Raw genomic sequence first — 23,254 nt, 5'->3', positions numbered from 1 at the left:
TGGAGGACCGAACCCATATCTGTTGCAATAGATCGGGATGACTTGTGGCTAGGGGTGAAAGGCCAATCAAACTTGGAGATAGCTGGTTCTCCGCGAAATCTATTTAGGTAGAGCGTCGACCGAATACCCCCGGGGGTAGAGCACTGAATGGGCTATGGGGACTCACCGTCTTACTGATCCTAATCAAACTCCGAATACCGGGGAGTACTAGTCGGCAGACACACGGCGGGTGCTAACGTCCGTCGTGGAGAGGGCAACAACCCTGACCACCATCTAAGGTCCCTAAGTTATGGCTAAGTGGGAAAGGATGTGAGGATCCCAAAACAACCAGGATGTTGGCTTAGAAGCAGCCATCATTTAAAGAAAGCGTAACAGCTCACTGGTCTAAATAAGGGTCTTTGCGCCGAAAATGTACCGGGGCTAAAGCCATACACCGAAGCTGTGGATGCACATTTGTGCGTGGTAGCGGAGCGTTCCGTAAGCCTGTGAAGGGACAGTCGTGAGACATCCTGGAGGTATCGGAAGTGAGAATGCTGACATGAGTAACGATAAAGGGAGTGAGAGACTCCCTCGCCGAAAGTCCAAGGGTTCCTGCTTAAAGTTAATCTGAGCAGGGTTAGCCGGCCCCTAAGGCGAGGCCGAAAGGCGTAGTCGATGGGAACCACGTTAATATTCGTGGGCCTGCAGGTAGTGACGGATTGCGTGTGTTGTGAGGTCTTATTGGATTGATCTTGCAGCGAAGCGGTTCCAGGAAATAGCTCCTGCATATAGACCGTACCCTAAACCGACACTGGTGGACTGGTAGAGAATACCAAGGCGCTTGAGAGAACTGCGTTGAAGGAACTCGGCAAAATGCACGCGTAACTTCGGAAGAAGCGTGACCTCCATTTAGGCAACTAGGTGGGGGTGGCACAGACCAGGGGGTAGCGACTGTTTACCAAAAACACAGGGCTCTGCGAAGTCGCAAGACGACGTATAGGGTCTGACGCCTGCCCGGTGCTGGAAGGTTAAGAGGAGATGTGCAAGCATTGAATTGAAGCCCCAGTAAACGGCGGCCGTAACTATAACGGTCCTAAGGTAGCGAAATTCCTTGTCGGGTAAGTTCCGACCTGCACGAATGGCGTAACGACTTCCCCGCTGTCTCCAACGCAGACTCAGTGAAATTGAATTCCCCGTGAAGATGCGGGGTTCCTGCGGTTAGACGGAAAGACCCCGTGCACCTTTACTATAGCTTTACACTGGCATTCGTGACGACATGTGTAGGATAGGTGGTAGACTTTGAAGCAGGGGCGCCAGCCTTTGTGGAGTCAACCTTGAAATACCACCCTTGTTTTTATGGATGTCTAACTGCGGCCCGTTATCCGGGTCCAGGACCGTGTATGGTGGGTAGTTTGACTGGGGCGGTCGCCTCCTAAAGAGTAACGGAGGCGCGCGATGGTAGGCTCAGAACGGTCGGAAATCGTTCGTCGAGTGCAATGGCATAAGCCTGCCTGACTGCAAGACTGACAAGTCGAGCAGAGACGAAAGTCGGTCATAGTGATCCGGTGGTCCCGCGTGGAAGGGCCATCGCTCAACGGATAAAAGGTACGCCGGGGATAACAGGCTGATGACCCCCAAGAGTCCATATCGACGGGGTTGTTTGGCACCTCGATGTCGACTCATCGCATCCTGGGGCTGGAGCAGGTCCCAAGGGTATGGCTGTTCGCCATTTAAAGCGGTACGTGAGTTGGGTTCAGAACGTCGTGAGACAGTTCGGTCCCTATCTGCCGTGGGTGTAGGAATATTGATAGGATCTGTCCCTAGTACGAGAGGACCGGGATGGACGTATCTCTGGTGGACCTGTTGTCGTGCCAACGGCATAGCAGGGTAGCTATATACGGACGGGATAACCGCTGAAGGCATCTAAGCGGGAAACCCACCTAAAAACGAGTATTCCCTATCAGAGCCGTGGAAGACTACCACGTTGATAGGCCGGGTGTGGAAGTGCGGCAACGCATGTAGCTTACCGGTACTAATAGCTCGATCGACTTGATCACTCCCATTTACAATATCCATCATTTTGGTTTGAACAAAGTTCAAGCCAAAATCATTCTCCTGTCCTCACGCTGTCGCGGCTAAAGCCGCTTCGCTCCGGACGGGGCGCCGGACTACCGGCGGCACACAGTCGTGTGCTTATTATTATCTGCACGAAAGACAAAGCACGAAGGCAAAGGACAGGCGCAGCCTAAACATACTGCCCTATCCCCTACTGCCTTACTGCCCTAAACCAGCTTCTCATATTTGTGTTCTTCGCCGACCTGGTGGTTATGGCGGAGCGGCTGCACCCGATCCCATTCCGAACTCGGCCGTGAAACGCTCCAGCGCCAATGGTACTTTGTCTTAAGACACGGGAGAGTAGGTCGCTGCCAGGTCTGCCAAGCACACAAATAAAAACATCTTCTCAACAAAACATGCAAAACAGTTCGCATCAGCGTCAGGCGCCAAAAAATACCCAAACCAGTTCATAATAAACACCCTGGCGCGGGGTGGAGCAGCCTCTTCCGACCGCAGCCGGCACAGCCAGCGAGGACGGAAAACAAAACAAGACCGGGCGTAAGCACGGCACTCAAAAGTTTATCGCGGGGTGGAGCAGCCCCTTCCGACCGCAGCCGGCACAGCCGGCGAGGACGGAAAACAAAACAAGACCGGGCGTAAGCACGGCACTCAAAAGTTTATCGCGGGGTGGAGCAGCCCCTTCCGACCGCAGCCGGCACAGCCGGCGAGGACGGAAAACAAAACAAGACCGGGCATAAGCACGGCACTCAAAAGTTTATCGCGGGGTGGAGCAGCCCCTTCCGACCGCAGCCGGCACAGCCGGCGAGGACGGAAAACAAAACAAGACCGGGCATAAGCACGGCACTCAAAAGTTTATCGCGGGGTGGAGCAGCCCGGTAGCTCGTCAGGCTCATAACCTGAAGGCCGCAGGTTCAAATCCTGCCCCCGCAACCAAATCAACAAAACCCCGCAGCCATGCTGCGGGGTTTTGGCGTTTCAAGGAAAAGTTCGCCAACGGAAGATAATCTCGGATTGTGTGCTCGACACGGTCATAGAAGTTTTAAGGCCCGCGAGTATAATTGAATTAATCAGGGGGCCTGATGCTGATTATCCTGGGTGGACTGCCAGCTTCTGGAAAGAGCACGATCGCGCAAGCCTTGGCTGCTCGTATCGGAGCCTGTTATCTTCGCCTGGATACGGTCGAGCAGGCAATTCGCTCTGCTATGCCGCTGCCGGGAGACAATGATGTCGGCCCTGCAGGTTACGTAGCGCTTTATCGGCTGGCGGCAGATAACCTTCGACTGGGCCATACCGTCATTGTCGGCTCGGTCAACGCCATCGAAATCACCCGTCAGGCATTCAGAGGCGTCGCGGCAGAAACGGGTCGTAGATCGCTCGAGGTTGAAGTCGTCTGTTCCGACGCCGCAACACACCGCCATCGCGCGGAAACGCGCGTATCACCCATAGAGGGCCTGACCCTGCCGAGCTGGGCTCAGATACTGAAACGCCACTTCGAGCCCTGGAAGCCGGATTTGCGTCTGGACACGTTTCTCCTGACCACAGAAGAAAGTGTCGCGGCGATCATAAAAGCCCTTTAGTCGATAGGCGGTTGTAGCTGAGCCTCTAGGTGTCAGGCTTTACTTCAGCGATGAGCGGTGCATTCGGAGCGAACGCATTACTCGATGGGGCGGCTTCTGTCGATTGCGACACGCAAGCCGCTTCCCCTTGAAGCTCGTGAGCATCGATACGCATAGAAGCGTTCTTTTTCCAGCCTCCGTGGAAATAAAGGATTGTCGCCATCAGCAAGGTTGACACCATTGCGGCTGGAAAGCTCAGCCAGAGTGCATCCGAACCAAGCTGTTCGCGCAGGCCAACGGCGACCCCAAGACGCACGGGATACATAGAAACGAATAGGATAACGAGCGGCCAGATAACCTGACCATTTGCTCTCACCGTTCCGAAAAGAACCATCGATACGCCGAAGGCGATGAAGCCCCAGGTCGCGATTTGCCCTATGTGCTGGCCGATCGGGATTGCCGCGCTGTCTGGGCCGAGAAATATTTCCATCGCTTGCCGGTCGGCGAGTAGCAACAACACGACGAGTGCTCCCGTCATGAGTACTGCGTAGATGGCGCCGATGCGGGTTATCGAACTCACGCGGTTCCATTTTCCAGCGCCGATATTCTGGGCGGCCATGGCGCTGACAGCAGCGCCCAATGCCATGGCCGGCATCTGTACATAAGTCCAGAGTTGCTGCGTGGCGCCGAAGGCGGCGGTCGTGTCGACACCCTCCTGATTGACCAGTCGCATCATGGTCAGCATTGAACTTGAGACCACGATCATCTGGATGCCCATCGGCAATCCTTTGGTGAAGATCAGCCGCAGTAATTCCTTGTCAGGGATAAGAAGCCACAACTCCTTGCCGCGCAGGCGCAACGGAAGATCGCGGTGATAGATGTAATAAAGCATCGCCGCGAGGCTTATATAATTGGCAACGGCTGTCGCCAATGCCGATCCAGCGATCCCCAGCGCGGGTAGCGGCCCCCATCCGAGAATGAAGAGGGGATTGAGCGCGATATCCAGTACGACGGCCATTCCCATGAATATAAGCGGGGTCATGGCATCACCGCCGCCGCGCAAAGCCATCATCAAAATCGTCTGCATCAGAATGGCTGGCATGGCCAGGAACGTGACTTGCAGGAATGCACGGGCCAGCGGTTCGATAGTTTCAGGCGTCCCCAGTAGTTCCAGCACTTTGGGGGCGAGCATCCAGCCAATGATGGCGACGATGATACTGAGCGGTACGAAAGTGCCAACTGTGGTGCCCGCTATCGTACGCGCCGTTTCGATATCACGCCGTCCGAACGCCTGTCCGATCAGAATCGTGGATGCCATGCCGAAACCGAAGACGAAAGCGGTCAGCAGAAACATCACCAGATTGCCGTTTGTCGTCGCCGCAAGTGCATTTTCGCCCAGCAACTGTCCGATCCAGATTGTGTCGATCGACCCGTTCGCCGATTGCAATATCGAAGAACCTAGCGTCGGCAATGCGAAAAGCAGCAAAGCCTGTTTGATCGGCGCAGTCGTCAGGTCGATGCTCTGTTTCATGAGACCTCGTATCGAAATGATGCTTCGTGAAGTAATTACTAAAATAAATCCCGAGAACCCGGCACAGAAATCGTAAATCACTGTACCAACAGAAGCGATGTTGGCAGTTTGTAGGCTGCGCGTAAAGACACGGACAAGAGTGTCGAATATGACGTAAAGCGTGGGCGACTGTTTTATGCCATTCCCAGTAATAAAAAGATTGCTAATATGATCTAGCAAGCATGGAGGGGCTCAATCCATGAAAGGTCTGGCAGATAAGACGGCGCCAGGTGCCGGAGAAATCAACGGTGATCCGCACCCTGCGGATGACGCGCCCCAGCGGTTACAACGAGAGCCGGGCGACAATACTCCTATAATAGGCACGGAGCAGCTCGATTGGCTCGTTGCGATGATCAATCACGTACCGGATTTCATTTATGCCAAAGACCTTCAGGGGCGGTTTCTGTTCGCCAACGAAGCGGTGGTTCGCAACAACGGTCTCTCGAACATCAATGAACTCATCGGGCTTACCGACTTCGATATTCACGGAGAAGCTGCGATCACAGCCCGCATTTCTGAAATCGAAAAGCAGGTCATGGACAGCGGTCAGCCGGATCTCGGCTATGAAGAGCGCGCCATGCGCGGCGGAGCTGATCGCTGGCTTATGATTTCGCGGGTGCCTTTGCGGGATAGAAGCGGCAACATCATTGGCGTTGTCGGCGTGTCTCGCGATATTTCCATCAAGAAGCGGGCTGAACGCTTCATGCAGGCTCAGGCTCGTATTCTGGAAATGACGGTGAGTGCGGTTGCCATACCAGAATTCGTTGATCAGCTGACCGGATTGCTGGAGAGCCTTGCCGCTGGTGTTCATTGTGTTGCAGTCGTGACCGGTGATAGGGCTGACGATACTGTTATTTCTGCACCGTCGTTGCAGCCTCTGGCGAGCATTTTGAGAGACGGATTTGTACCGCTATCTGCGACACACCTTGAGGCGCAGCTGAAAGCTCTCGTTTCCGATAACAAGGTCATATTCTCCATGGAGATTCCATCTGCGGACGGTAAGGGGCACGGTGTTCTCGGCTTCGTGGTGGATGGAGAGCCCTCGGGCAATCGCGGTCTCCGCGAGTTTTTGACCGCCGCCGCCGGAATGGCCGGAATTGCCATCGACCGGCGTATCGCCGACGAGCGCATACGCTATCTGGCCGAACACGACACGTTGACGGGACTGGCAAACAGGGCTTTCCTGGAGCGAAGTCTTGAACAGATCCTCGAACAGGCGGCGGCTCGTTCCCAGCGGGTGGCTGTCGGTTTTCTCGATCTGGATCAGTTCAAGCCGGTCAACGACACGCTGGGTCATGCAGCGGGTGACAGGCTCCTTCAGCAGATTGCGGGACGGATTTCACTTTTGCTGCGCAACGGTGAACTTGCTGGTCGCCTGGGTGGTGATGAATTCATTCTGGTTTTGCAGGCGGATGATGGCGATTTCTGCTCGCGGTTGGATGAGATCAGGCGGAAGATCAGCGAACCGGTGGATATGGACGGAACACTCCTAGAAGTTACCTGCAGTATTGGTGTCGCCTGCTTTCCGAAACATGGTCAGTCGGCTGCCGAACTGTTAGCGGCTGCGGATACAGCCATGTATGATGCCAAGGCGAAGGGCCGCAATAGTGTCAGTATCTATTCCGATCAAATGTCACGCAACCGCGCCACAGGTTGTAGCGGACAATCATAGCTTTTGCGGAATGCTCAGCTGATCCTGGCCTTGACGAACACGTCGTAACGCGTGCTTTTGCCAAGTATCTGATGGGATGGTTTTCGCAATCCAGCCATCGGGTCGGCGCGCAAGGGCCATTTCAGCACCACGCGGTTCTGCGCGGCCTCCAGTGCGACCAGCATCAATTTTTCAGCATCCGGATCGGTGCCGACGATCTCGCGGATTTGCCGCATTTCCTTCTTGACGAGCGCGCTGTTGCCACGCGGAGGATGCATCGGGTCAACCAGCACGACCTGCGGCTTCAGTTCGGGCAGGAGCAGGCAGGAATCGCCCAGCAGAAGCGTCATGCGCGCGATGGTCTCGGCATAGCGACCGCCTTCTGCAGCTGCACGCGCCAATCCTTCTGCCAACAGAGCATGCATCTTTTCTGAGCGCTCGATCAACGTCACTTTTGCCCCCAAAGAGGCCAGCAGGAAGGCATCGCGCCCGAGGCCAGCCGTCGCATCGACGATCTCCGGCGTGACATCGCGGGTCAAACCGGCTGCCTTGGCGAGGGCCTGCCCGCGTCCTTCGCCAGAGCGAAACCGGTGGCCGACAGCGCCTCCGACGAAGTCAACAACCAGTTCCGATGGTTCGATTTTCTGCGACATGAATGCTCTCAGAACGGGCAGGGCGCGGTAAAGGTCACGGCGTGGCCGTCGGGATGACGGAAAGCCAGTTCTTCCGCATGGAGTAGCAGACGATCTGCGGCCGTGAGCGCTTCACCTTCAGCATAGAATTCATCACCGAGGATCACATGACCGAGCGCTTTCATATGCACGCGTAACTGGTGTGTACGCCCTGTCAGCGGAAAGAGCCGCAGACGGGTTGTGTTTTCGCCCCGATCCATCACCTTCCAGCATGTTTGTGCGGGTTTGCCATGTTCATGATCGACACGATGGCGCGGCTTGTTGGCCGGGTCTATTGCCAATGGCAGATCGATCAGCCCTTCGTCATCTTCGACGCGTCCCCAGACCACCGCGACGTAGGACTTTTCCGTCGTCCGCGCCTCGAATTGCGAGGCGATGGCGGCATGTGCCTTGCGGTTGAGCGACATCAGCACGAGGCCGGACGTGTCCTTGTCGAGACGATTAATCATCTCGGCTTGCGGAAACTGTTCCTGAATGCGCGTTGCAAGACTGTCCGACAGTGCCGGGTGACGGCCCGGCACGGACAGCAAGCCGCTTGGCTTGTCCAGCACGAGAAAGCCCGGATCGCGATGAAGGATCGAGACATAGGGATCGAGCGGCGGATGATAGATGGGAGCAACGTCGGATAACACGGTCATGATACGCTTCTAGCATGGTTTGCGCGGTGCGGAGAAGCGTGCGCTCAATTCTGCAGGGGCAAAGGACAGACCATGTGCGCCGGATGGCTGGCTGTTCGTTCAGGGAGAATAAATGGCGGAGAGGGAGGGATTCGAACCCCCGATGGAGTTGCCCCCATGCCGCATTTCGAGTGCGGTGCTTTCAACCACTCAGCCACCTCTCCGCGTTATGCAGCACTGTAAAACGACCCTTGAAGAATCGCACAGTAACGAGCATCAATAGCGAATGCCGAGCGTGCAGCGGCTCAATAACGGCAGTTTCATGTAAGGCAATTTCGTAAATCGATAGGCCGGGCGTGGCCTCACTGTGCCGGATCGTCCGGCGATTGGCCTGTCGCAGCAATGCCAAGAATAGCACCTGGAGGCATGTTATCGATTTCCCTAGCCCAATCTATGTATCCGGTTGAGCTCCTGCCTTTAACTAGCGCGGACGCAGGAGAAGGCTTAGAAAATGGTATGTCTCGTGTGAGTTCGAGATAATCACCATGTGTGACAAGCTCGCCATCCTCAATCAACTGCTGCCGAAGTTTTCTGACATTCGCGGGCAGACTATCGGTGATCTTGGCATTGATCTTCGAGCCAGACATTAACGTATAGGCGCCGTTCTCGTAGCGCAGGAATGCGCGCTCATCCGGGCGCCGTGGCAGCGTTGAATAGAGATTGAGCGCCAAGCCGTCGGTCCCAGCGAGAGGATATTCAGCCTGCCCGGTGGTCATTGGCGATGCAGATGTGCGCTCCTGAACGGAGAACAGATCATACCCGAGCGCCTCGAGCACATATATCATGTTGCTCAGATAGGTCCGCATTGTGGCGATGTCTGCACGAGGTAAGTTTGAACCAGTCGGCTTGTTGGTGTTTGTGACCAGAACCTTGCCACTGTTACCCTTCAGAATTGACCACAGTTCGCGCTCGAGCCACTTGACGTGAGCTCGTGTCAGATTGTCGTCCTTGCTCGTGAAAATGAGGAAGGAATCGAATTCGATGGGAAACTTGCCGCTCGTGTAACGCTGCGAAAAGTCGTCGCTTTCTCCGACGTAGATTTCCGGCAGGTCGTCATCGGCGCTGGAGCGGATCAACAGATAGAAGCAAGATCGGCTGAGGACTTCGTCCTCAAGCGCCTTCTTGAAAAACTCTGGCTGTCCGGTGATGGCGACGCCTGTCCAATTGTCGAGCTCGACCGTTCGAAGACTACGCGGATCCTGGCCTGTGATAAAGATCTTCATGACGCGGCCAACGAGCTCACTCAGATTCATGCATCACCCATAGCACTTTAACTCTCCGATGCATCTTCAGTAGCACGGCTTGATATCGTAGTGTCAAACCCGATTCGGATATTGACAGGGACTGCGCATGCTCACAGGTGAAATTCGCTCGAAGGTCGATCAGGTCTGGAATGCGTTCTGGGCGGGCGGGATCGCCAATCCGCTCGAGGTAATCGAACAGATCACCTACCTGCTTTTCATGCGCGGCTTGGACGATATCCAGACCCGTGAGGAGAACAAGGCCAACATGCTCGGCCGGCCTATGGAACGGGTGATCTTTCCAGACGGCGTCTATCGCACCGTGCGGGATGAAGAGACGGGCGAGATTACCGAAGAGATCACCTATGCCATGCTGCGCTGGTCGCGTTTCAAGAATGACGACCCGACGCGCATGTTTTTCATTGTGTCGGAAAGTGTCTTCCCCTTCCTGCGCGACATGGCAGAAAAAGGCACGGCGCATGCGGAGCATATGAAGGGCGCGCGCTTTACGATCCCAACGCCCGGTTTGCTTTCGAAAGTTGTCGATATGCTGGCGGAAATACCGCTCGAAGATCGCGACACCAAGGGCGATCTCTACGAATATATGCTCGGCAAGATCGCGAGCGCCGGCCAGAACGGCCAGTTCCGCACGCCGCGCCACATCATCAAGCTGATGGTAGAGCTGACCAAGCCGACACCGCACGACGTGATCTGCGATCCGGCGAGCGGCACCTGCGGCTTTCTGGTCGCGGCGGGCGAATATCTGCGCGAGCATCATAAAAGTCTGTTCCGCGATGCGGCACTCAATCGGCATTTCCATGACGGCATGTTCCACGGTTACGATTTCGACCAGACCATGCTGCGCATCGGCTCGATGAATATGCAGCTGCACGGCGTCGAGGGCGCCGATGTCCGTTACCGGGATTCACTCTCGTCCAGCCATGGCGACGATGCCGACACATATTCGCTGATCCTCGCCAACCCGCCCTTCGCCGGCTCGCTGGATTATGAGACGACAGCCAGCGACCTGCTTTCCATCGTCAAGACGAAGAAGACCGAGCTTCTGTTCATGGCGCTGTTCCTGAAACTGCTGAAACCCGGCGGGCGCGCGGCGGTGATCGTGCCGGATGGCGTGCTGTTCGGATCGTCCACGGCGCACAAGGCGATCCGCAAGATGCTGGTGGACGGCCATAAGCTCGACGCCATCGTCAAGCTGCCGTCCGGCGTTTTCAGACCCTATGCCGGTGTCTCCACCGCGATCGTCTTCTTCACCAAGACCAATTCCGGTGGCACGGATCAGGTCTGGTTTTACGATCTGCAAGCCGACGGCATGAGCCTTGACGACAAGCGCCAGATGCTGGTGGCCGAGGAGAAATTCGGCCCGGTGCCGAAGGAGAAGCTCACCGAAGACGAGCACGCGAAGAACAATCTGCCGGATGTTGTCGCCCGCTGGGGGGAGCGCAACGGCACCGAGCGCGACAATCCGCGAACCGGCCAGAGTTTTACGGTGACGCGAGAGGAGATCGCGGCCGCCGATTACGACCTGTCGCTCAATCGCTACAAGGAAGTCGTGCACGAAGCCGCCGAGCATCGGCCACCGAAGGAGATCATTGCTGAGCTGCTCAAGCTGGAGGACGAGATTGCCGAGGGGCTGAAGGATCTGGAGGCGATGCTGTGAGTCTGGAAATGGTAAGTCTCGGGGATGTGGGAGAATTCATCCGTGGTATTACCTACAAGCCTACAGATGTTCTGACTGGTGCCGAGGCGAACGCAATTCCATGCCTACGCACTAAAAACATACAGGAGTTCTTGGAGGATGATGATCTTGTCTATGTCCCTCGCGAGCTAGCTCAATCTGAAAAAAATGTCCGGGCTGGAGATATTCTGGTTTCGAGCGCGAATAGCTGGAATTTGGTTGCCAAATGTTGTTGGGTCCCCGACCTGCCCTATCAAGCGACGTTTGGTGGCTTCACCTCGATATTGCGCACAATAAACAAGAAGATTGACGCCCGATATCTCTATCGGTGGTTTTCGTCTCCGCGCGTCCAAGCGACGGCACGTAGTTTCGGGCAGCAAACGACAAATATATCCAACCTCAATCATAAGAGGTGCCTTGACCTCGAAATCCCCCTTCCGCCCCTCGATGAACAGAAGCGGATTGCGGCGATTCTGGATAAGGCCGATCAGCTGCGCCAGAAGCGCCGTCAGGCTATCGCGCTGCTCGACAGCCTCACCCAGTCGATCTTTCTGGAGATGTTCGGGGATCCGGTGAGCAATCCGAAAGGACTTAAGAAAAAGCCGCTCGGTGAACTTATCAAAGTCTCAAGTGGCGACGGCCTGACATCTGTGCAGATGGATACCGCTGGCATTTATTCCGTCTATGGCGGCAACGGAATTAACGGTCGTCACTCGGCCTACATGTTCGATAATCCGCAAATTGCGATCGGCCGTGTAGGTGTCTATTGCGGAGCGGTTCATGTGACGAAGCCTAAATCATGGATTACGGATAACGCGTTATACGTATCTAAGAACATGGCAGGCTTGCGCTTGAGATATCTCGCAGAGGCTCTGCGTATGGCGAACCTAAATCAGTATGCAGGACGAGCAGCGCAGCCACTTATCTCGGGAAGTCGAATATACCCGGTCGAGATTTTGATCCCGGCCGCAGAAAGGCAACTGGCTTTTGAGAACATGCTACTTGCGGCTGAGGAAAATCATAGGCAAATCTATAAATCGCAAGAACATATAGACGCCGCTTTTTCCTCCCTCCAACACCGCGCCTTTTCCGGTCAGCTCTGAGGCTCCATGTCCAACTTCGCCTTCCTCTCTGCCGAATTTCCCGAAATCTTCGACAGCGCGAAGCGGGCGGAAGGATTAGTGGAGGGCGATCCGCGGGCAGCAGCCTTCTATGCCCGGCGCACGGTGGAACTGGCCGTCCAATGGGCCTACACGCATGATCCGGGCCTGAAATTTCCCTATCAGAGCAATATCTCGGCGCTGATCCACGAACCGAGCTTCCAGAAGCTCGCCGGCCAAGCTGTGTTTTCCAAGGCGCGCGTCATCATCAAGATCGGCAATCAGGCCGTCCATGAAAGCCGCGAGACAAAGCCCGCTGAGGCAACCAATGCCGTGCGCGAGTTGTTCCATCTTTGCTTCTGGCTGGCTCGCACCTATGCGCGCAAGGAGCGTCCCGCCGACAGCCTCGCCTTCGATCCCGCTGCACTCTCCCGCAAAAACGATGTAGTGAAGCGCGCCTTTGCCGAAGTCACCCGCATGAAGGACGAGATGGAGGCGAAGGACGCGGCTTTCGAGAACATGCTGCGCGACAAGGCCGATCTCGACGCGGAACTCGCACGCCTGCGCGCTGAAGTAGCCGTCGCCCGCCGTGAGAACGAGGCGCGATCCGACCATCACGACTATTCGGAAGCCGAGACCCGCGACCTTTATATCGACCTGCTGCTGAAGGAGGCGGGCTGGAAGCTGGATAACCCGCGCGACCGCGAGTTTCCAGTGGACGGCATGCCGAACAGCGAGGGCAAGGGTTTCGTCGATTATGTTCTGTGGGGCGACGATGGCAAGCCGTTGGCGCTGATCGAGGCCAAGCGCACCAAGCGCGATCCCCGCGCCGGCCAGCAGCAGGCCAAGCTCTATGCCGATTGTCTGGAAAAGCAGTTCGGTCAGCGGCCTGTGATCTTCACCTCCAACGGCTACGAGCATTGGATATGGGACGATAGCGCCTATCCGCAGCGCGCCGTTTCCGGCTTCTACAAGAAGGACGAGCTGGCGCTGATGATCCAGCGGCGCACGAGCCGCAAACCGATCGCGGGGCTGCCGATACACAAGCAGATCGCCGGTCGCTATTACCAGACCCGCGCCATTTCCCGCGTCGCCGAGACGTTCGAGGCCCACAAGCAGCGCAAGAGCCTGCTGGTCATGGCGACCGGCTCCGGAAAGACGCGCACGGTGATCGCGCTTGTCGACCTTTTGATGCGCGCCGGCTGGGTGAAGCGCGTGCTCTTTCTCGCCGACCGCGTGGCGCTGGTGAACCAGGCCGTGCGCGAATTCAAGCGGCAGCTGCCGGAGACGTCGCCGGTCAATCTGGTAACGGAGAAGAACGGCGAGGGCCGCGTCTTCCTCTCAACCTATCCGACGATGATGAATCTGATCGACGAGCGCAAATCCGGTGAAGCGCGTTTCGGCCCCGGTCATTTCGATCTCGTCATCATCGACGAGGCGCACCGCTCAGTCTATCAGCGTTATGGTGCGATCTTCGACTATTTCGACAGCCTGCTCGTCGGCCTCACCGCGACGCCGAAGGATGAAATCGACCGCAACACCTACGGCCTGTTCGACCTTGAGGACGGCGTGCCGACCGACGCCTATTCGCTCGACAAGGCGGTGGAGGACGAATATCTCGTGCCGCCGCATTCGGTCTCCGTGCCACTGAAATTCCAGCGCGAGGGTATCCGCTACGACGATCTTTCCGATGACGAGAAAGAGCAGTGGGACATGCTGGAATGGGACGAGGAGGAGGGCGACCCGCCCGACAGCGTCAACGCCGAGGCCGTCAACAAATGGCTGTTCAATGCCGACACCGTCGACAAGGTGCTAGCGCATGTGATGACCGAGGGGCTGAAGGTCGCCGGCGGTGATCGTCTCGGCAAGACGATCATCTTCGCCAAGAACCAGAGCCATGCCGAATTCATCGAGGAGCGCTTCAACCGCGCCTACCCGCACCTCGCCGGCCACTTCGCCCGTGTCATCACTTTCAAGACCGAATACGCGCAGAGCCTGATCGACGATTTTTCGAAGAAGGACGGTAATCCGCATATCGCGATCTCGGTGGATATGCTCGACACCGGCATCGACGTGCCGGAGGTGGTTAATCTCGTGCTGTTCAAGCTGATCCGCTCGAAGACGAAATTCTGGCAGATCATCGGACGCGGCACGCGGCTCTGCCCCGATCTGTTCGGCCCCGGCGAAGACAAGGAATTCTTCCGCGTCTTCGACTATTGCCAGAACCTGGAATTCTTCCGCCAGAACCCACAGCCGGACGATGGCCGAAACACCAGGAGCTTGAACGAACGGCTGTTCGCCGCCCGCTTCGACCTTGTCCGCGCTCTGGACGAGAAGCGGCGGCTGGGCATGGCGGAGTCGGATCAGGAGAGCTATGATGCCGGTGCCGAAAAGCGGGAAGGCGAGAAGCCGCTCGATGAGCGGACGATCCGCGACGAGGCACTGGATGTGCTGCGCACCTATGTCGCCAGCATGAACTTCGATAATTTTATCGTGCGCGGGAAGCGCCGTGTCGTCGAGAAATACAAAGCTGATGAGGCTTGGAGCGATCTGACGGACGCCATGCGTAACGAACTGCTCGAAGAGGTCGCCCCCCTGCCGAGTGAGGTGAAGAGCGAGGCGGAAGAGACGAAACGCTTCGATCTCCTGATCTTCGGCCTGGAACTCGCGTTGCTCAAGGGCTCGAAGAGCTTCGATAGGCTGAAGAAGCAGTTGATCGAAATCGCCTCGGCGCTCGACGAACAGACTGCGATCCCGATCATCGCCGCACAGCATCCGCTGATCCTCGACATCCTCTCCGATATTTGGTGGGAGGGTATCACCGTGCCGATGCTCGAACTGGTGCGGCTCAGACTTCGCGGCCTCGTGCAGCATATTGAGAAGGGCAAACGCAAGATCGTCTACACCGACTTTGAGGATGAACTCGGTCAGGGCGCCGAAATCGACCTACCGGAGGTCGGTGAGGTTGATTTCACCCGCTTTAAGCGCAAGGCACGGCATTTCCTGCGCGAGCACGAGGATCACATCACCATCGCCAAACTTCGTCATGGCAAGCCGCTCACGCCTGTCGACGTCGAGGAACTTCAGGCGATGCTGCTGGCTGCAGGCATCGGTGATGCAAAGCATCTGGAGAAGGCAACTGAGATGGCCCACGGCTTTGGCACCTTCGTCCGCTCGCTGGTCGGGCTCGACCGTGCGGCCGTCGCCGAGGCCTTCTCCGGCTTCATCTCCGACAGCGGCGCTACGGCTGACCAGATCGAGTTCATCGAAATGGTGATCGAGCACCTGACGGAGAAGGGCGTGATGGATCCTGGCCTGCTCTACGAGAGCCCGTTCATCGACGTCGCGCCGGAGGGACCGCAGCAGGTCTTCGACTTTGAGAAGACAAAGAAGCTGGTCGAAGTTATCCGTGGATTGAATGAGAGTGCGGCGGGATAGCTGCCTTTGACTCGGGGAAGGTCGCTGGCTGGCTTGGCGCACTCCGACGTCGTGCGCAGCATCGGATATGCCAAACGCACCAGCGAACCTGGTTGACTAATCTAATGAGACCGAGGGTGGAAAGCGGCATGGCAAAGAAGCCCGTGCGTAACGCGGCGTATTATGAGGATCGCCTCAAACGAGAATATCCGACCATCTACGCCGATCTGAAAGCGGGAAAATATCGAACCGTCACCGATGCCGCGATTGCTGCCGGTCTCAGGAACCGACGCACCCGGCTGCACGAGCTGAAAAATGCGTGGAGTAAAGCCAGCCATGTTGAGCAACGTGAATTTTTGAGCTGGCTTCGGTCGAGCAGAGCGCTCATGCTCTCGATTGCCGCCGCCTCGCCACCTCTCGCGCCAATAGCCGTAAATCGATGTCTGGTTCCGCTGGCTGTCGCTCGTATCGATGAAATTATATCCAAACGCCATCTGACGCTCGGCCAAGTGATGGTGGAAATGGGTTTTTCTCCCCTCAATGCCTCCTTGGGGATGGCGTTAGCAAGAGGAACACGGCTTCAGCCGAGTGTGATTGCTGCTTTGGAAAAATGGCTGGCCGCAAATGCTACGGTTTAGCCGCATCGCGCAAGAGCCGGGCGAGGGTTTTGGGATGAACGCCGTTACTGACAGCGATTTCTGTGAGTGCGCGCCGTTCCAGTTCAATCGCATGACGGGCGGCTTCAATCTGCTCTTGCGACATCGAGGGGCGCCGACCTATCCGGGAACCACGGCTCCTTGCCGCTTCCATACCTGCTTTGGTGCGCTCGCTTATAATTGCCCTCTCGAATTCTGCCATTGCGCCCATCATATGAAAAACCAGTCGCCCTCCTGACGACGAGGTGTCTATGCTCTCTGTGAGCGACCGGAATTCGCAGCCTCGCTTGGAAAGCCCGTTGACAGTCTGGATCAGATCGACCAGCGAACGTCCGAGACGGTCGAGCCGCCAGACTACGAGCATGTCACCATGCTGCATATGCCGAAGAGCTTTTCGGAGGCCCGGTCGTTGAAAGTCGGCACCAGACAAACCTTGGTCGGTAAGGATTTCTGCGCATCCCGCAGACTTCAATGCTGCAATCTGAAGATCGAGGTTCTGCTCGACTGTCGAAACCCGTGCATAGCCGACCAGTTTCATTGCACATTTCCCTTCCTACGATATCACGTAAGCCATTGACATAAAGGAACCTTTTCGCTCTGTCGGGTTTAAACTGGGACAAAACCGGAAGCCTTTGAAAACCCAATACGCGACCAGTTCAGTTCCTGCTCGGATCGTCTATCGGACAAAGGTTCCCTTTCGTTCCCTCGGGTCATCTAATCGAAGGGGGAATTATGGGCTTCTGGGGAGTGTTCTTCGCATCTGGCGTGGTATTCGGCGGGGGCAGTGCGATCATCGCAGCCAATAAGAAACGCGACCCGCTTGGCTGGTTTGCACTGGGGTTTCTGTTCAGTCTCGTCGCGCTGATCGTTATCGCTGCGCTGTCACCGGCAGAGAAATCCGTCGGAGCACCGAGCGCTCAGACCCGGCAACGCCAGACCGGAACCGATTTTGTCGCCAACCCGGAAGACCCGGAACGGCCTTGGCTTGGTTAACGGGGCTTGGTCATTCGTCGGTCACGAGCTTAGGTGAGCATCCGCTGCTCGACTTAGAAAGAGTTCTATAAACCGCTTTCACCCGGATGCGGGGTTTTTCGGGACATGGATCTCGCCAAGGAAATCGATCCAATGCCCAAATGACGTTCGATCGACGTTGGCTATATTTGTCGACTAAATCCTTGAACTGCTGCTTCAGATTTTCACTTAACATATTTCGACCTTCGTATCGTTTTGCACAAGCGACGTTACATTTGGAAAGCTGTCTGCGGATCAAAAAACGCCATAAAGATTGTGAGCCCGGTTATCTGCAGCTTTCGTCTCAGTTTCTCGACGCAGTTGGCGATCCAAGAGCGCCGCCTGAATATCGAACGCTGGAACGCCCGCCTTCCGCTTACGTTTGACGAAATTGGCGTCCGAACGCTGAATACGCTTGCGGTTTAATTTCTGCTCCGGTGATAGGTGAGATAAGTCTTCATTCGGTTTGTTACGCACCTTGCGGCGACTTGCATTACGTAACTCTCTGCCACCCCGAGAACGCCATTCATCAATATCACGTCGCCGACGCCAGTTATCGTCGGTGCTACGCTTCTTTTCCTTCTCGAAGCGCTCTTCTGCCTTCTTGATCTGGTATTCAAGTTCTGCAATGCGGCGCTGGCTGTCCGGATAGGTTAAAAGTTCTTCACGCCTGTCCTGCAGATCGCGGAGTTCTTTGAGGCGGCGATCATACGGGGTGAGCTTGATTACCGCAGGTTCGAAAACATAAGTGTCGCCATCGTCCAGATTTTCCATGCCGGAAGTTCCTCTGCTGTTCGTCTTCGAGAAGACTTATAGCGACGAGCCGGAGGAACCGCTTCAAGTCATGATCTGTAGATTGAACTCTCTCAACCGGGAGCGTGAACTTTTGGCCGTATTAGAATGGTATTATAATAACTTCTAATATTAGACTTCTTAAAAATAGTAATGGTAACGGCCAAAAATTCACGCTCCGGCGTCTCTCCTTGCGTTTGAAACTCCGCGGAAGAGAAAGAAGTCTCCGGGAGGAGATATCTGAACCGGGAAGCATGACTCCGGCCCTTCGCGCCGGTCGTGGCACTTATCTCCAGTTAGATCGAATGTGTTTGAGATGCAGATGCGCCGTGTCGGCCCCAGTTGGTGCGCTGATCATGGAAATGATTTTGGATGCGGCGATCCCGGCTTGACGGCACGCAGGTGATCTTCATTGACTCGAGGATTCACGCTCGCGCATTCCGTTCAAATTATTGCAGTATAGAGCGCCCGCCTCTTGGTGCTCGCCAGTGAGCTTCCCTGTCGATTTTTGGCATGGGAGGTTCCAAGGGCCGGATCGCTGCCGCGACGGAAGGCATCCCTATCGCGAGGCTTGCGTTTTTCTAGGACATCGCTCTTGTGGCTGTGCCGCACTCCGTTCAACCGGCGATGGCTGGCATGACAGGACAGGAGGCTCCAGACCAGCCGATGGTCGCGAACAAAAGGACGGCGCGTTCCGAAATATCGTCCGGGTGTTGGCGAACGATCACCAGAACAACCAATTTTCTCAGTTCGACGATGACGCCGCGGTCCAATTATCTCATGCTGTCGTGCTGCGAATTGTTATGCGGTGGTCATGTGCCGAGGACGTTGCGGATATGTTTTCGGCGTTGGTCCGCAAAGGGTCCGTCTTGCTCGGTGGGTGCGTCCGCTTCCGGTGGACACGCAGTATCGGGTGGTAACGTAGATCAATCTACCTGGATGGGATTGCAAGCGTAAAGATACAACCCATGCGGGTTTCGGAAAGTTGACAGTTCGGCTGAAAAGGTTGAAATCCCTGATTGTTTGTCAAGTTAACGTAAAGTTAGCGCAAGTTTCGTCAGGTTTCCGCAACGATTGCGGTCTTGAATCTTGTCAAAATACAACCAAGGATATGTATCTTCGGCGTTGTCCAGCGTCGGAACTTGACACAATCAGCGTCCCGCAAGGCAAAATGTAAAGGTTGCGCAAGTCGGTGACACCGAAGAGGCATCACCCCAAGCGCGAAACGAGGCTTTCGGCGTTCAGATGTGTGTAGCGTTTCAGCATGGATAACTCCTTATGCCCGCTAATCGTGCTGACCTCGATGATGTTCAGACCAAGCTCAAAGAAGCGACTGACGGCTTCGTGGCGTAGGTCGTGGAATTTTAGGTCGCGGACATTGGCGCGCTTCAGAACACGGCGCCATGTCTGCTCGAAGGCGGACGTGGTCATCGCAAAAGGCGTAGATTGATCTATGTTCCCATTCTGCTTCAGCATCATAAGCGCTTCATATGCTCGCTGAGACAGGGGAACCTCGCGGCTGGTGCCGTTTTTGGTCAGCGCCAAGGAAATCACGCGCCGGTTATGTGAGATGTCCGTCCATTTCAAGCCAAGAATCTCGCCACGGCGCATCCCGGTCTCGATTGCCAGAACGACCAGCGTTCGGAAGCACTCCACTTTGCCATCGCCACAGGCGTCGAGAATGCGTTGTTCCTCTGAAGCAGTCAGGCGACGCGACCGGCTATTGTTAATCGTCGGACGGCGCACCATCTTCACGACATTCTGGGCGAGGGGATAGCCCCAGTCGCGCATGGCGACGTCAAGAACGTGGCTCAGGATCGCAAGCTCTCGAACAGCCGTCGCAGGCTTGACGGTTTTCAGGCGTTCGTCGCGGAACGATGCAATATCTTGCTGCGACAAGCCGACCAGCGTCCGGTAAGCGAGATTATGTCGCTGAATCACGCCGAGGCGCTGAATTTCTTGAGTGGCTCCGCGTTTTGAAGGCGACACTTCTTCGGCGTATCGCTTCATCAACGCGCCGAGCGTCGTGCTTTCAAGGATGCGAGTATCAGGTGCAGCACCAAACTTGTCGACCTGGCTCTCCAGCTCACGCGCCCACTTCTCAGCTTCGGTCTTGCTATCAAATGATTTGCAGCGTGGTTTCATCCCACGTCTGCGGACCTGTGCTTGCCAGCGCCCTCTGAGTTTGCGGATTGTTGCCATGTGATCTCCGATTGTTTTCGAAAATCACGCGTAGGATGCCCCAGCTGGGGAGCCAAGGATTATTCCGGCACGGTTGTTTGTCTCGGTTTGGGATGCGGCCAGAACAAAAAGCGTCCTTGTCAGCTTGGCGCGCCTGTTGTTACATAGCTCAGGTATTGGGGTGGGGTTATGCGTAAGTCGTTCTGTTACGCCCTTGCGGGCATTTTCTGGTTGTTTTCGGCCATGACGAGCACAACAGTCTGGGCCGCAGAAAAGACATTTGGGCCGTTTTCTATTGATGACGCCAAGCCAGACGTCATTGCGATGAATGGTCTTGTTGAACAGGGCACGGCTTTAGATTTTCGTAGAGCCCTTCGTGCAGCACCACAAGCGAAGTTAATCACACTAAATAGCGGTGGTGGCAATGTCCAAGCCGGGCTGTTGATTGCTGACGATATCAATCAACAGGGTTTGACGACTTACATCCCAAAAACAAGCAAATGCTATTCCGCATGTTCCTATATTTTCTTGGCTGGCAAGGAACGAAAGGTAGACGGTGCGCTCGGTGTTCATCAGATATCCTCCGATTCACCGGACCTCGTGGGCGCTCAATTGGCGATCTCCGACATAATTGAAGTGCTAAGCAGGTTTGACACTCCGCCGGAAGTTATGCAGGTCATGTTCAAGACGCGGCCTGACGACATGCATGTATTCAGTCAGGAAGAAATTGAACGATACAAGCTCAATCGGTCCGGTAAGGAGCAAGCAGTAGTTAATACACCGGAGGCAAGTGTTGTTCCTCCTGAAAAAGATGAGAATGTAAAGGAAACTGAGAGACCTGTAACTGGTGCTTCAATCACGGCTCCGGCTTCGCAGCCCACCGTAGAAACCGAATCTGTAGCGAAGCTCTCACCGTTAGAAGAATTCACCAAGCGCCCGAACAGAATCGCTCTGTATACAGGACTGGATCTCTTCGGCGAGGATATATCGACTATTCGCGTCGATGATGCTGCGGCGTGTGCCAAAAGCTGTCTCGCACTGAATGGGCAGTGTAAGGCGTTTACGTTCAATACCAATCCGAGGATCAAAAAAGGACCGAATTGTTTCTTGAAAGCAAGCGAGGGGCGAGCCGATGGAAACAGCGTGGCGTTCTCTGGCCGTTTCCTTAGCGGAGCCGATTCTGATCCTGCCCCATTTTCTCTTGGCATGATTGATCCGGCCAAGGCGCTTTTCGATGATATCGATCTGCCCGGTGGGGATTTATCGCGTCGGCCTCACGCGGCAGCAAAAAACCCTCTCGCGTGTCGCCTTGCCTGTATCGATAACAGTCAGTGCGTAGCTTTCACTTACATTAAGCCGAAAAAGGAATGTTGGCTAAAAGGAGCTGTGGGGTCACCGACCTTCGGGAAGGGGCTGGTCACGGGTGTCAAACGATACGAGACGTTCGCGCCTGCCAAAGTCATCACTTTGAACTGAGATGTAATGATGCGTTTTTCTGAAGAAGTTTGCGAGAAGCTTGGCAATTATGTCTATCGACTAATCGATCCGCGCAACGGCGAGACGTTTTATGTCGGAAAAGGAAAAGGTAACCGTGTGTTTGACCATGCTGCAGGCGTTGCCGCTGGCGACGGCGACGGTGATCAAATCCTTGGCGCAAAGCTGGATCGTATTCGGGCAATCAAGAATGCCGGTCTTTCGGTCACCCACGTCATTCACAGGCACGAAATTCCCGACGAAGCGATATTCGAAGTAGAAGCGGCTCTGATCGATGCTTATCCCGGATTAACCAACATTCAAGGTGGTCATGCAAGCACTGATCGTGGTCCGATGAACCACATCGAATTAATCGACAAATACAGTCTTCCTGAGTTCCCGACTGAACCTACAGAAAGCTTGGTCCTTATTTGCATCAACAAGCTTGAGGAGCGTTTCAATCGAAAAGCGATGTATGATCTCACCCGATACTGCTGGCGCATCAATAAGAATCGGGCGGAGAATGCCACTTACGTAGTTGCAGTCGTCCGAGGTGTGGCCGTTGGAGTGTTCTCGCCTGAGATTTGGCTACCCGCGACGCTTGAAAATTTCTCAGATGTGCCACACGCCTCAGATGCTGAGGGGCATCGATTTGGATTTATTGGCAAAGAAGCACCGGAAAGTGTTTGGGAACTGTATGTAGGAAACCGGGGGAAGCAGATTACGAATCCAGAATTGAAGCATGTTCAAAATCCCGTGCGGTTTTGGAAGTGTTGAACTGGGATGAGGTCCACAAGTCTAGCAGGAGTTATTTTACATGCACGTAATCCCTGAACATCCGAGTAAGCTGGCACGAATTGGTTCTTGCTTGGCAGTGATGGGGTCCCTCATCTGGGTGCAGTGGCCGATTGACTTTGATAATCTGAATATCGCGGGCGTAATCCTCTTGATTGGATCACTCGTGACGTGGTTCAGCATCGAGCTTGCAGATTTCTCTAATGACAACAGCACGCGCGACAGTATGATGATCGATGATGTAAATAAGTTGAACTCGCTACTTAAGCTCGTAGACCGGCATCAAGCCTACATTTTACGCGAGCACGCTATTGAGACTTCTATTCGAGATACCGACTACGATGGCATCCGACAACTCGTGCAGTATCGCAACGACGATATCTTCCCGTTCCACAATAAGAATATCCAAGCGCGCTACGAACAGCTTTGTCACGATGCTGAACAATTTCTACATGACCTGTTCAATCTCTACACCTCGGATGGCCGTGGTTGGATGACTTGGCGCGTTGCCGGAGAGGGCTGGGTGCCGCAGGACGTGTATGATAGAGTAATGGGCAGAATCAGCGAGTTGAATCGGCAAACCAATTCGCTGAGCCAAGCATGGGAAGAACTGATAACGTTGGCGTTAGCGGAACTGAAAGGAGCTTCTCAACCTATCAAACGATATGAGTAGAATCTCTGGAAGTGCCGC

General features: G+C 55.3%; 18 protein-coding genes, 2 tRNA genes and 2 rRNA genes (1 of these 22 running past the window's edge). 13 read left to right on the top strand and 9 right to left on the bottom strand.

The window, feature by feature from the left end:
* The 4 genes from MKS82_RS12395 to MKS82_RS12380 all read left to right on the top strand — a co-directional run.
* Positions 1 to 2,036: ribosomal RNA gene (locus tag MKS82_RS12395) — 23S ribosomal RNA — on the top strand (it extends 874 nt beyond the left edge of the window).
* A gap of 260 nt (positions 2,037 to 2,296) precedes the next feature.
* Positions 2,297 to 2,411 (top strand): 5S ribosomal RNA (gene rrf, locus MKS82_RS12390).
* 500 nt (positions 2,412 to 2,911) lie between these two features.
* A tRNA-Met gene (locus MKS82_RS12385) sits at positions 2,912 to 2,988 on the top strand.
* 146 nt (positions 2,989 to 3,134) lie between these two features.
* Entirely contained in the window at positions 3,135 to 3,632 is a 498-nt protein-coding gene (locus MKS82_RS12380) for an AAA family ATPase (protein WP_109988894.1), read from the top strand.
* 25 nt (positions 3,633 to 3,657) lie between these two features.
* Here the strand turns inward: MKS82_RS12380 and MKS82_RS12375 are convergent, their stop codons facing one another.
* The gene (locus MKS82_RS12375; protein ID WP_109988895.1) at positions 3,658 to 5,142 is read right to left on the bottom strand and encodes an MATE family efflux transporter; all 1,485 of its coding nucleotides are present in this window, start codon (positions 5,140 to 5,142) and stop codon (positions 3,658 to 3,660) included.
* Between the two features lie 238 nt (positions 5,143 to 5,380).
* Between MKS82_RS12375 and MKS82_RS12370 the strand changes: the two genes are divergently transcribed.
* A complete protein-coding gene (locus MKS82_RS12370) occupies positions 5,381 to 6,853 on the top strand; it encodes a diguanylate cyclase domain-containing protein (protein WP_109988896.1) in 1,473 nt (490 codons plus the stop codon).
* 14 nt (positions 6,854 to 6,867) lie between these two features.
* On the opposite strand, the gene MKS82_RS12365 is transcribed toward MKS82_RS12370, so the two are convergent.
* The 4 genes from MKS82_RS12365 to MKS82_RS12350 all read right to left on the bottom strand — a co-directional run bounded on the left by MKS82_RS12365 (position 6,868) and on the right by MKS82_RS12350 (position 9,454).
* Entirely contained in the window at positions 6,868 to 7,485 is a 618-nt protein-coding gene (locus MKS82_RS12365; protein ID WP_109988897.1) for a class I SAM-dependent methyltransferase, read from the bottom strand.
* 8 nt (positions 7,486 to 7,493) lie between these two features.
* A complete protein-coding gene (locus MKS82_RS12360) occupies positions 7,494 to 8,162 on the bottom strand; it encodes a pseudouridine synthase (protein ID WP_181394317.1) in 669 nt (222 codons plus the stop codon).
* Between the two features lie 113 nt (positions 8,163 to 8,275).
* Positions 8,276 to 8,365 (bottom strand) — tRNA-Ser (locus tag MKS82_RS12355).
* Positions 8,366 to 8,503: 138 nt separating this feature from the next.
* Positions 8,504 to 9,454 (bottom strand): DUF4357 domain-containing protein, encoded by a 951-nt coding sequence (locus tag MKS82_RS12350; protein WP_240578900.1) that lies wholly within the window; start codon positions 9,452 to 9,454, stop codon positions 8,504 to 8,506.
* Between the two features lie 97 nt (positions 9,455 to 9,551).
* Here MKS82_RS12350 and MKS82_RS12345 point away from each other — a divergent pair, with 97 nt between their 5' ends.
* The 4 genes from MKS82_RS12345 to MKS82_RS12330 all read left to right on the top strand — a co-directional run bounded on the left by MKS82_RS12345 (position 9,552) and on the right by MKS82_RS12330 (position 16,293).
* Entirely contained in the window at positions 9,552 to 11,120 is a 1,569-nt protein-coding gene (locus MKS82_RS12345; RefSeq protein WP_240578899.1) for a type I restriction-modification system subunit M, read from the top strand.
* Positions 11,117 to 12,241: a restriction endonuclease subunit S gene (locus tag MKS82_RS12340; protein WP_240578898.1), complete on the top strand. Its 1,125-nt coding sequence runs from the start codon at positions 11,117 to 11,119 to the stop codon at positions 12,239 to 12,241. The genes MKS82_RS12345 and MKS82_RS12340 overlap by 4 nt, the downstream gene beginning before the upstream one ends.
* A 6-nt stretch (positions 12,242 to 12,247) precedes the next feature.
* Positions 12,248 to 15,676 (top strand): DEAD/DEAH box helicase family protein, encoded by a 3,429-nt coding sequence (locus MKS82_RS12335; protein WP_240578897.1) that lies wholly within the window; start codon positions 12,248 to 12,250, stop codon positions 15,674 to 15,676.
* 128 nt (positions 15,677 to 15,804) lie between these two features.
* A complete protein-coding gene (locus MKS82_RS12330; protein ID WP_240578896.1) occupies positions 15,805 to 16,293 on the top strand; it encodes a hypothetical protein in 489 nt (162 codons plus the stop codon).
* Here MKS82_RS12330 and MKS82_RS12325 read toward each other — a convergent pair.
* Complete coding sequence (locus tag MKS82_RS12325) at positions 16,283 to 16,849, bottom strand: recombinase family protein (protein ID WP_240578895.1); 567 nt, start codon at positions 16,847 to 16,849, stop codon at positions 16,283 to 16,285. The two genes, MKS82_RS12330 and MKS82_RS12325, sit on opposite strands and share 11 nt — an antisense overlap.
* 194 nt (positions 16,850 to 17,043) lie before the next feature.
* On the opposite strand from MKS82_RS12325, the gene MKS82_RS12320 reads away from it, so the two are divergent.
* Entirely contained in the window at positions 17,044 to 17,304 is a 261-nt protein-coding gene (locus MKS82_RS12320; RefSeq protein WP_240578894.1) for a hypothetical protein, read from the top strand.
* Between the two features lie 273 nt (positions 17,305 to 17,577).
* Here MKS82_RS12320 and MKS82_RS12315 read toward each other — a convergent pair whose 3' ends face one another.
* The 3 genes from MKS82_RS12315 to MKS82_RS12305 form a co-directional block, all read right to left on the bottom strand.
* On the bottom strand, positions 17,578 to 18,096 hold the full coding sequence (locus tag MKS82_RS12315) for a hypothetical protein (RefSeq protein WP_240578893.1): 519 nt from the start codon (positions 18,094 to 18,096) through the stop codon (positions 17,578 to 17,580).
* Between the two features lie 635 nt (positions 18,097 to 18,731).
* On the bottom strand, positions 18,732 to 18,887 hold the full coding sequence (locus tag MKS82_RS12310; RefSeq protein ID WP_240578892.1) for a hypothetical protein: 156 nt from the start codon (positions 18,885 to 18,887) through the stop codon (positions 18,732 to 18,734).
* 436 nt (positions 18,888 to 19,323) lie between these two features.
* The gene (locus tag MKS82_RS12305; protein WP_240578891.1) at positions 19,324 to 20,316 is read right to left on the bottom strand and encodes a site-specific integrase; all 993 of its coding nucleotides are present in this window, start codon (positions 20,314 to 20,316) and stop codon (positions 19,324 to 19,326) included.
* Positions 20,317 to 20,484: 168 nt separating this feature from the next.
* On the opposite strand from MKS82_RS12305, the gene MKS82_RS12300 reads away from it, so the two are divergent.
* From MKS82_RS12300 to MKS82_RS12290, 3 genes are read left to right on the top strand one after another with little or no spacing between them, the layout of a single operon-like run.
* Positions 20,485 to 21,771 carry a PAN domain-containing protein gene (locus MKS82_RS12300; RefSeq protein WP_240578890.1) on the top strand — a complete coding sequence of 429 codons (1,287 nt, stop codon included), beginning with the start codon at positions 20,485 to 20,487 and terminating at the stop codon, positions 21,769 to 21,771.
* A gap of 6 nt (positions 21,772 to 21,777) precedes the next feature.
* The gene (locus MKS82_RS12295) at positions 21,778 to 22,545 is read left to right on the top strand and encodes an LEM-3-like GIY-YIG domain-containing protein (protein WP_240578889.1); all 768 of its coding nucleotides are present in this window, start codon (positions 21,778 to 21,780) and stop codon (positions 22,543 to 22,545) included.
* A 40-nt stretch (positions 22,546 to 22,585) separates the two neighbouring features.
* Complete coding sequence (locus tag MKS82_RS12290; RefSeq protein WP_240578888.1) at positions 22,586 to 23,236, top strand: hypothetical protein; 651 nt, start codon at positions 22,586 to 22,588, stop codon at positions 23,234 to 23,236.
* The last annotated feature ends 18 nt before the right edge of the window (positions 23,237 to 23,254 follow it).

It is taken from the genome of Ochrobactrum sp. A-1 (genome assembly GCF_022488005.1).
Taxonomy (GTDB): Bacteria; Pseudomonadota; Alphaproteobacteria; order Rhizobiales; family Rhizobiaceae; genus Brucella.
The sequence above is the reverse complement of the archived record's forward strand: the minus strand, read 5'-3'. Positions and strand labels throughout refer to the sequence as shown.

Excerpts from the sequence above, each read along its gene's own strand:
- MKS82_RS12360 (WP_181394317.1), bottom strand. The coding sequence starts at position 8,162 with ATGACCGTGTTATCCGACGTTGCTCCCATCTATCATCCGCCGCTCGAT.
- MKS82_RS12300 (WP_240578890.1), top strand. The coding sequence starts at position 20,485 with ATGCGTAAGTCGTTCTGTTACGCCCTTGCGGGCATTTTCTGGTTGTTT.
- MKS82_RS12305 (WP_240578891.1), bottom strand. The coding sequence starts at position 20,316 with ATGGCAACAATCCGCAAACTCAGAGGGCGCTGGCAAGCACAGGTCCGC.
- MKS82_RS12320 (WP_240578894.1), top strand. The coding sequence starts at position 17,044 with ATGGGCTTCTGGGGAGTGTTCTTCGCATCTGGCGTGGTATTCGGCGGG.
- MKS82_RS12370 (WP_109988896.1), top strand. The coding sequence starts at position 5,381 with ATGAAAGGTCTGGCAGATAAGACGGCGCCAGGTGCCGGAGAAATCAAC.
- MKS82_RS12315 (WP_240578893.1), bottom strand. The coding sequence starts at position 18,096 with ATGGAAAATCTGGACGATGGCGACACTTATGTTTTCGAACCTGCGGTA.
- MKS82_RS12380 (WP_109988894.1), top strand. The coding sequence starts at position 3,135 with ATGCTGATTATCCTGGGTGGACTGCCAGCTTCTGGAAAGAGCACGATC.
- MKS82_RS12345 (WP_240578899.1), top strand. The coding sequence starts at position 9,552 with ATGCTCACAGGTGAAATTCGCTCGAAGGTCGATCAGGTCTGGAATGCG.
- MKS82_RS12330 (WP_240578896.1), top strand. The coding sequence starts at position 15,805 with ATGGCAAAGAAGCCCGTGCGTAACGCGGCGTATTATGAGGATCGCCTC.
- MKS82_RS12350 (WP_240578900.1), bottom strand. The coding sequence starts at position 9,454 with ATGAATCTGAGTGAGCTCGTTGGCCGCGTCATGAAGATCTTTATCACA.
- MKS82_RS12295 (WP_240578889.1), top strand. The coding sequence starts at position 21,778 with ATGATGCGTTTTTCTGAAGAAGTTTGCGAGAAGCTTGGCAATTATGTC.
- MKS82_RS12375 (WP_109988895.1), bottom strand. The coding sequence starts at position 5,142 with ATGAAACAGAGCATCGACCTGACGACTGCGCCGATCAAACAGGCTTTG.
- MKS82_RS12290 (WP_240578888.1), top strand. The coding sequence starts at position 22,586 with ATGCACGTAATCCCTGAACATCCGAGTAAGCTGGCACGAATTGGTTCT.
- MKS82_RS12365 (WP_109988897.1), bottom strand. The coding sequence starts at position 7,485 with ATGTCGCAGAAAATCGAACCATCGGAACTGGTTGTTGACTTCGTCGGA.
- MKS82_RS12325 (WP_240578895.1), bottom strand. The coding sequence starts at position 16,849 with ATGAAACTGGTCGGCTATGCACGGGTTTCGACAGTCGAGCAGAACCTC.
- MKS82_RS12335 (WP_240578897.1), top strand. The coding sequence starts at position 12,248 with ATGTCCAACTTCGCCTTCCTCTCTGCCGAATTTCCCGAAATCTTCGAC.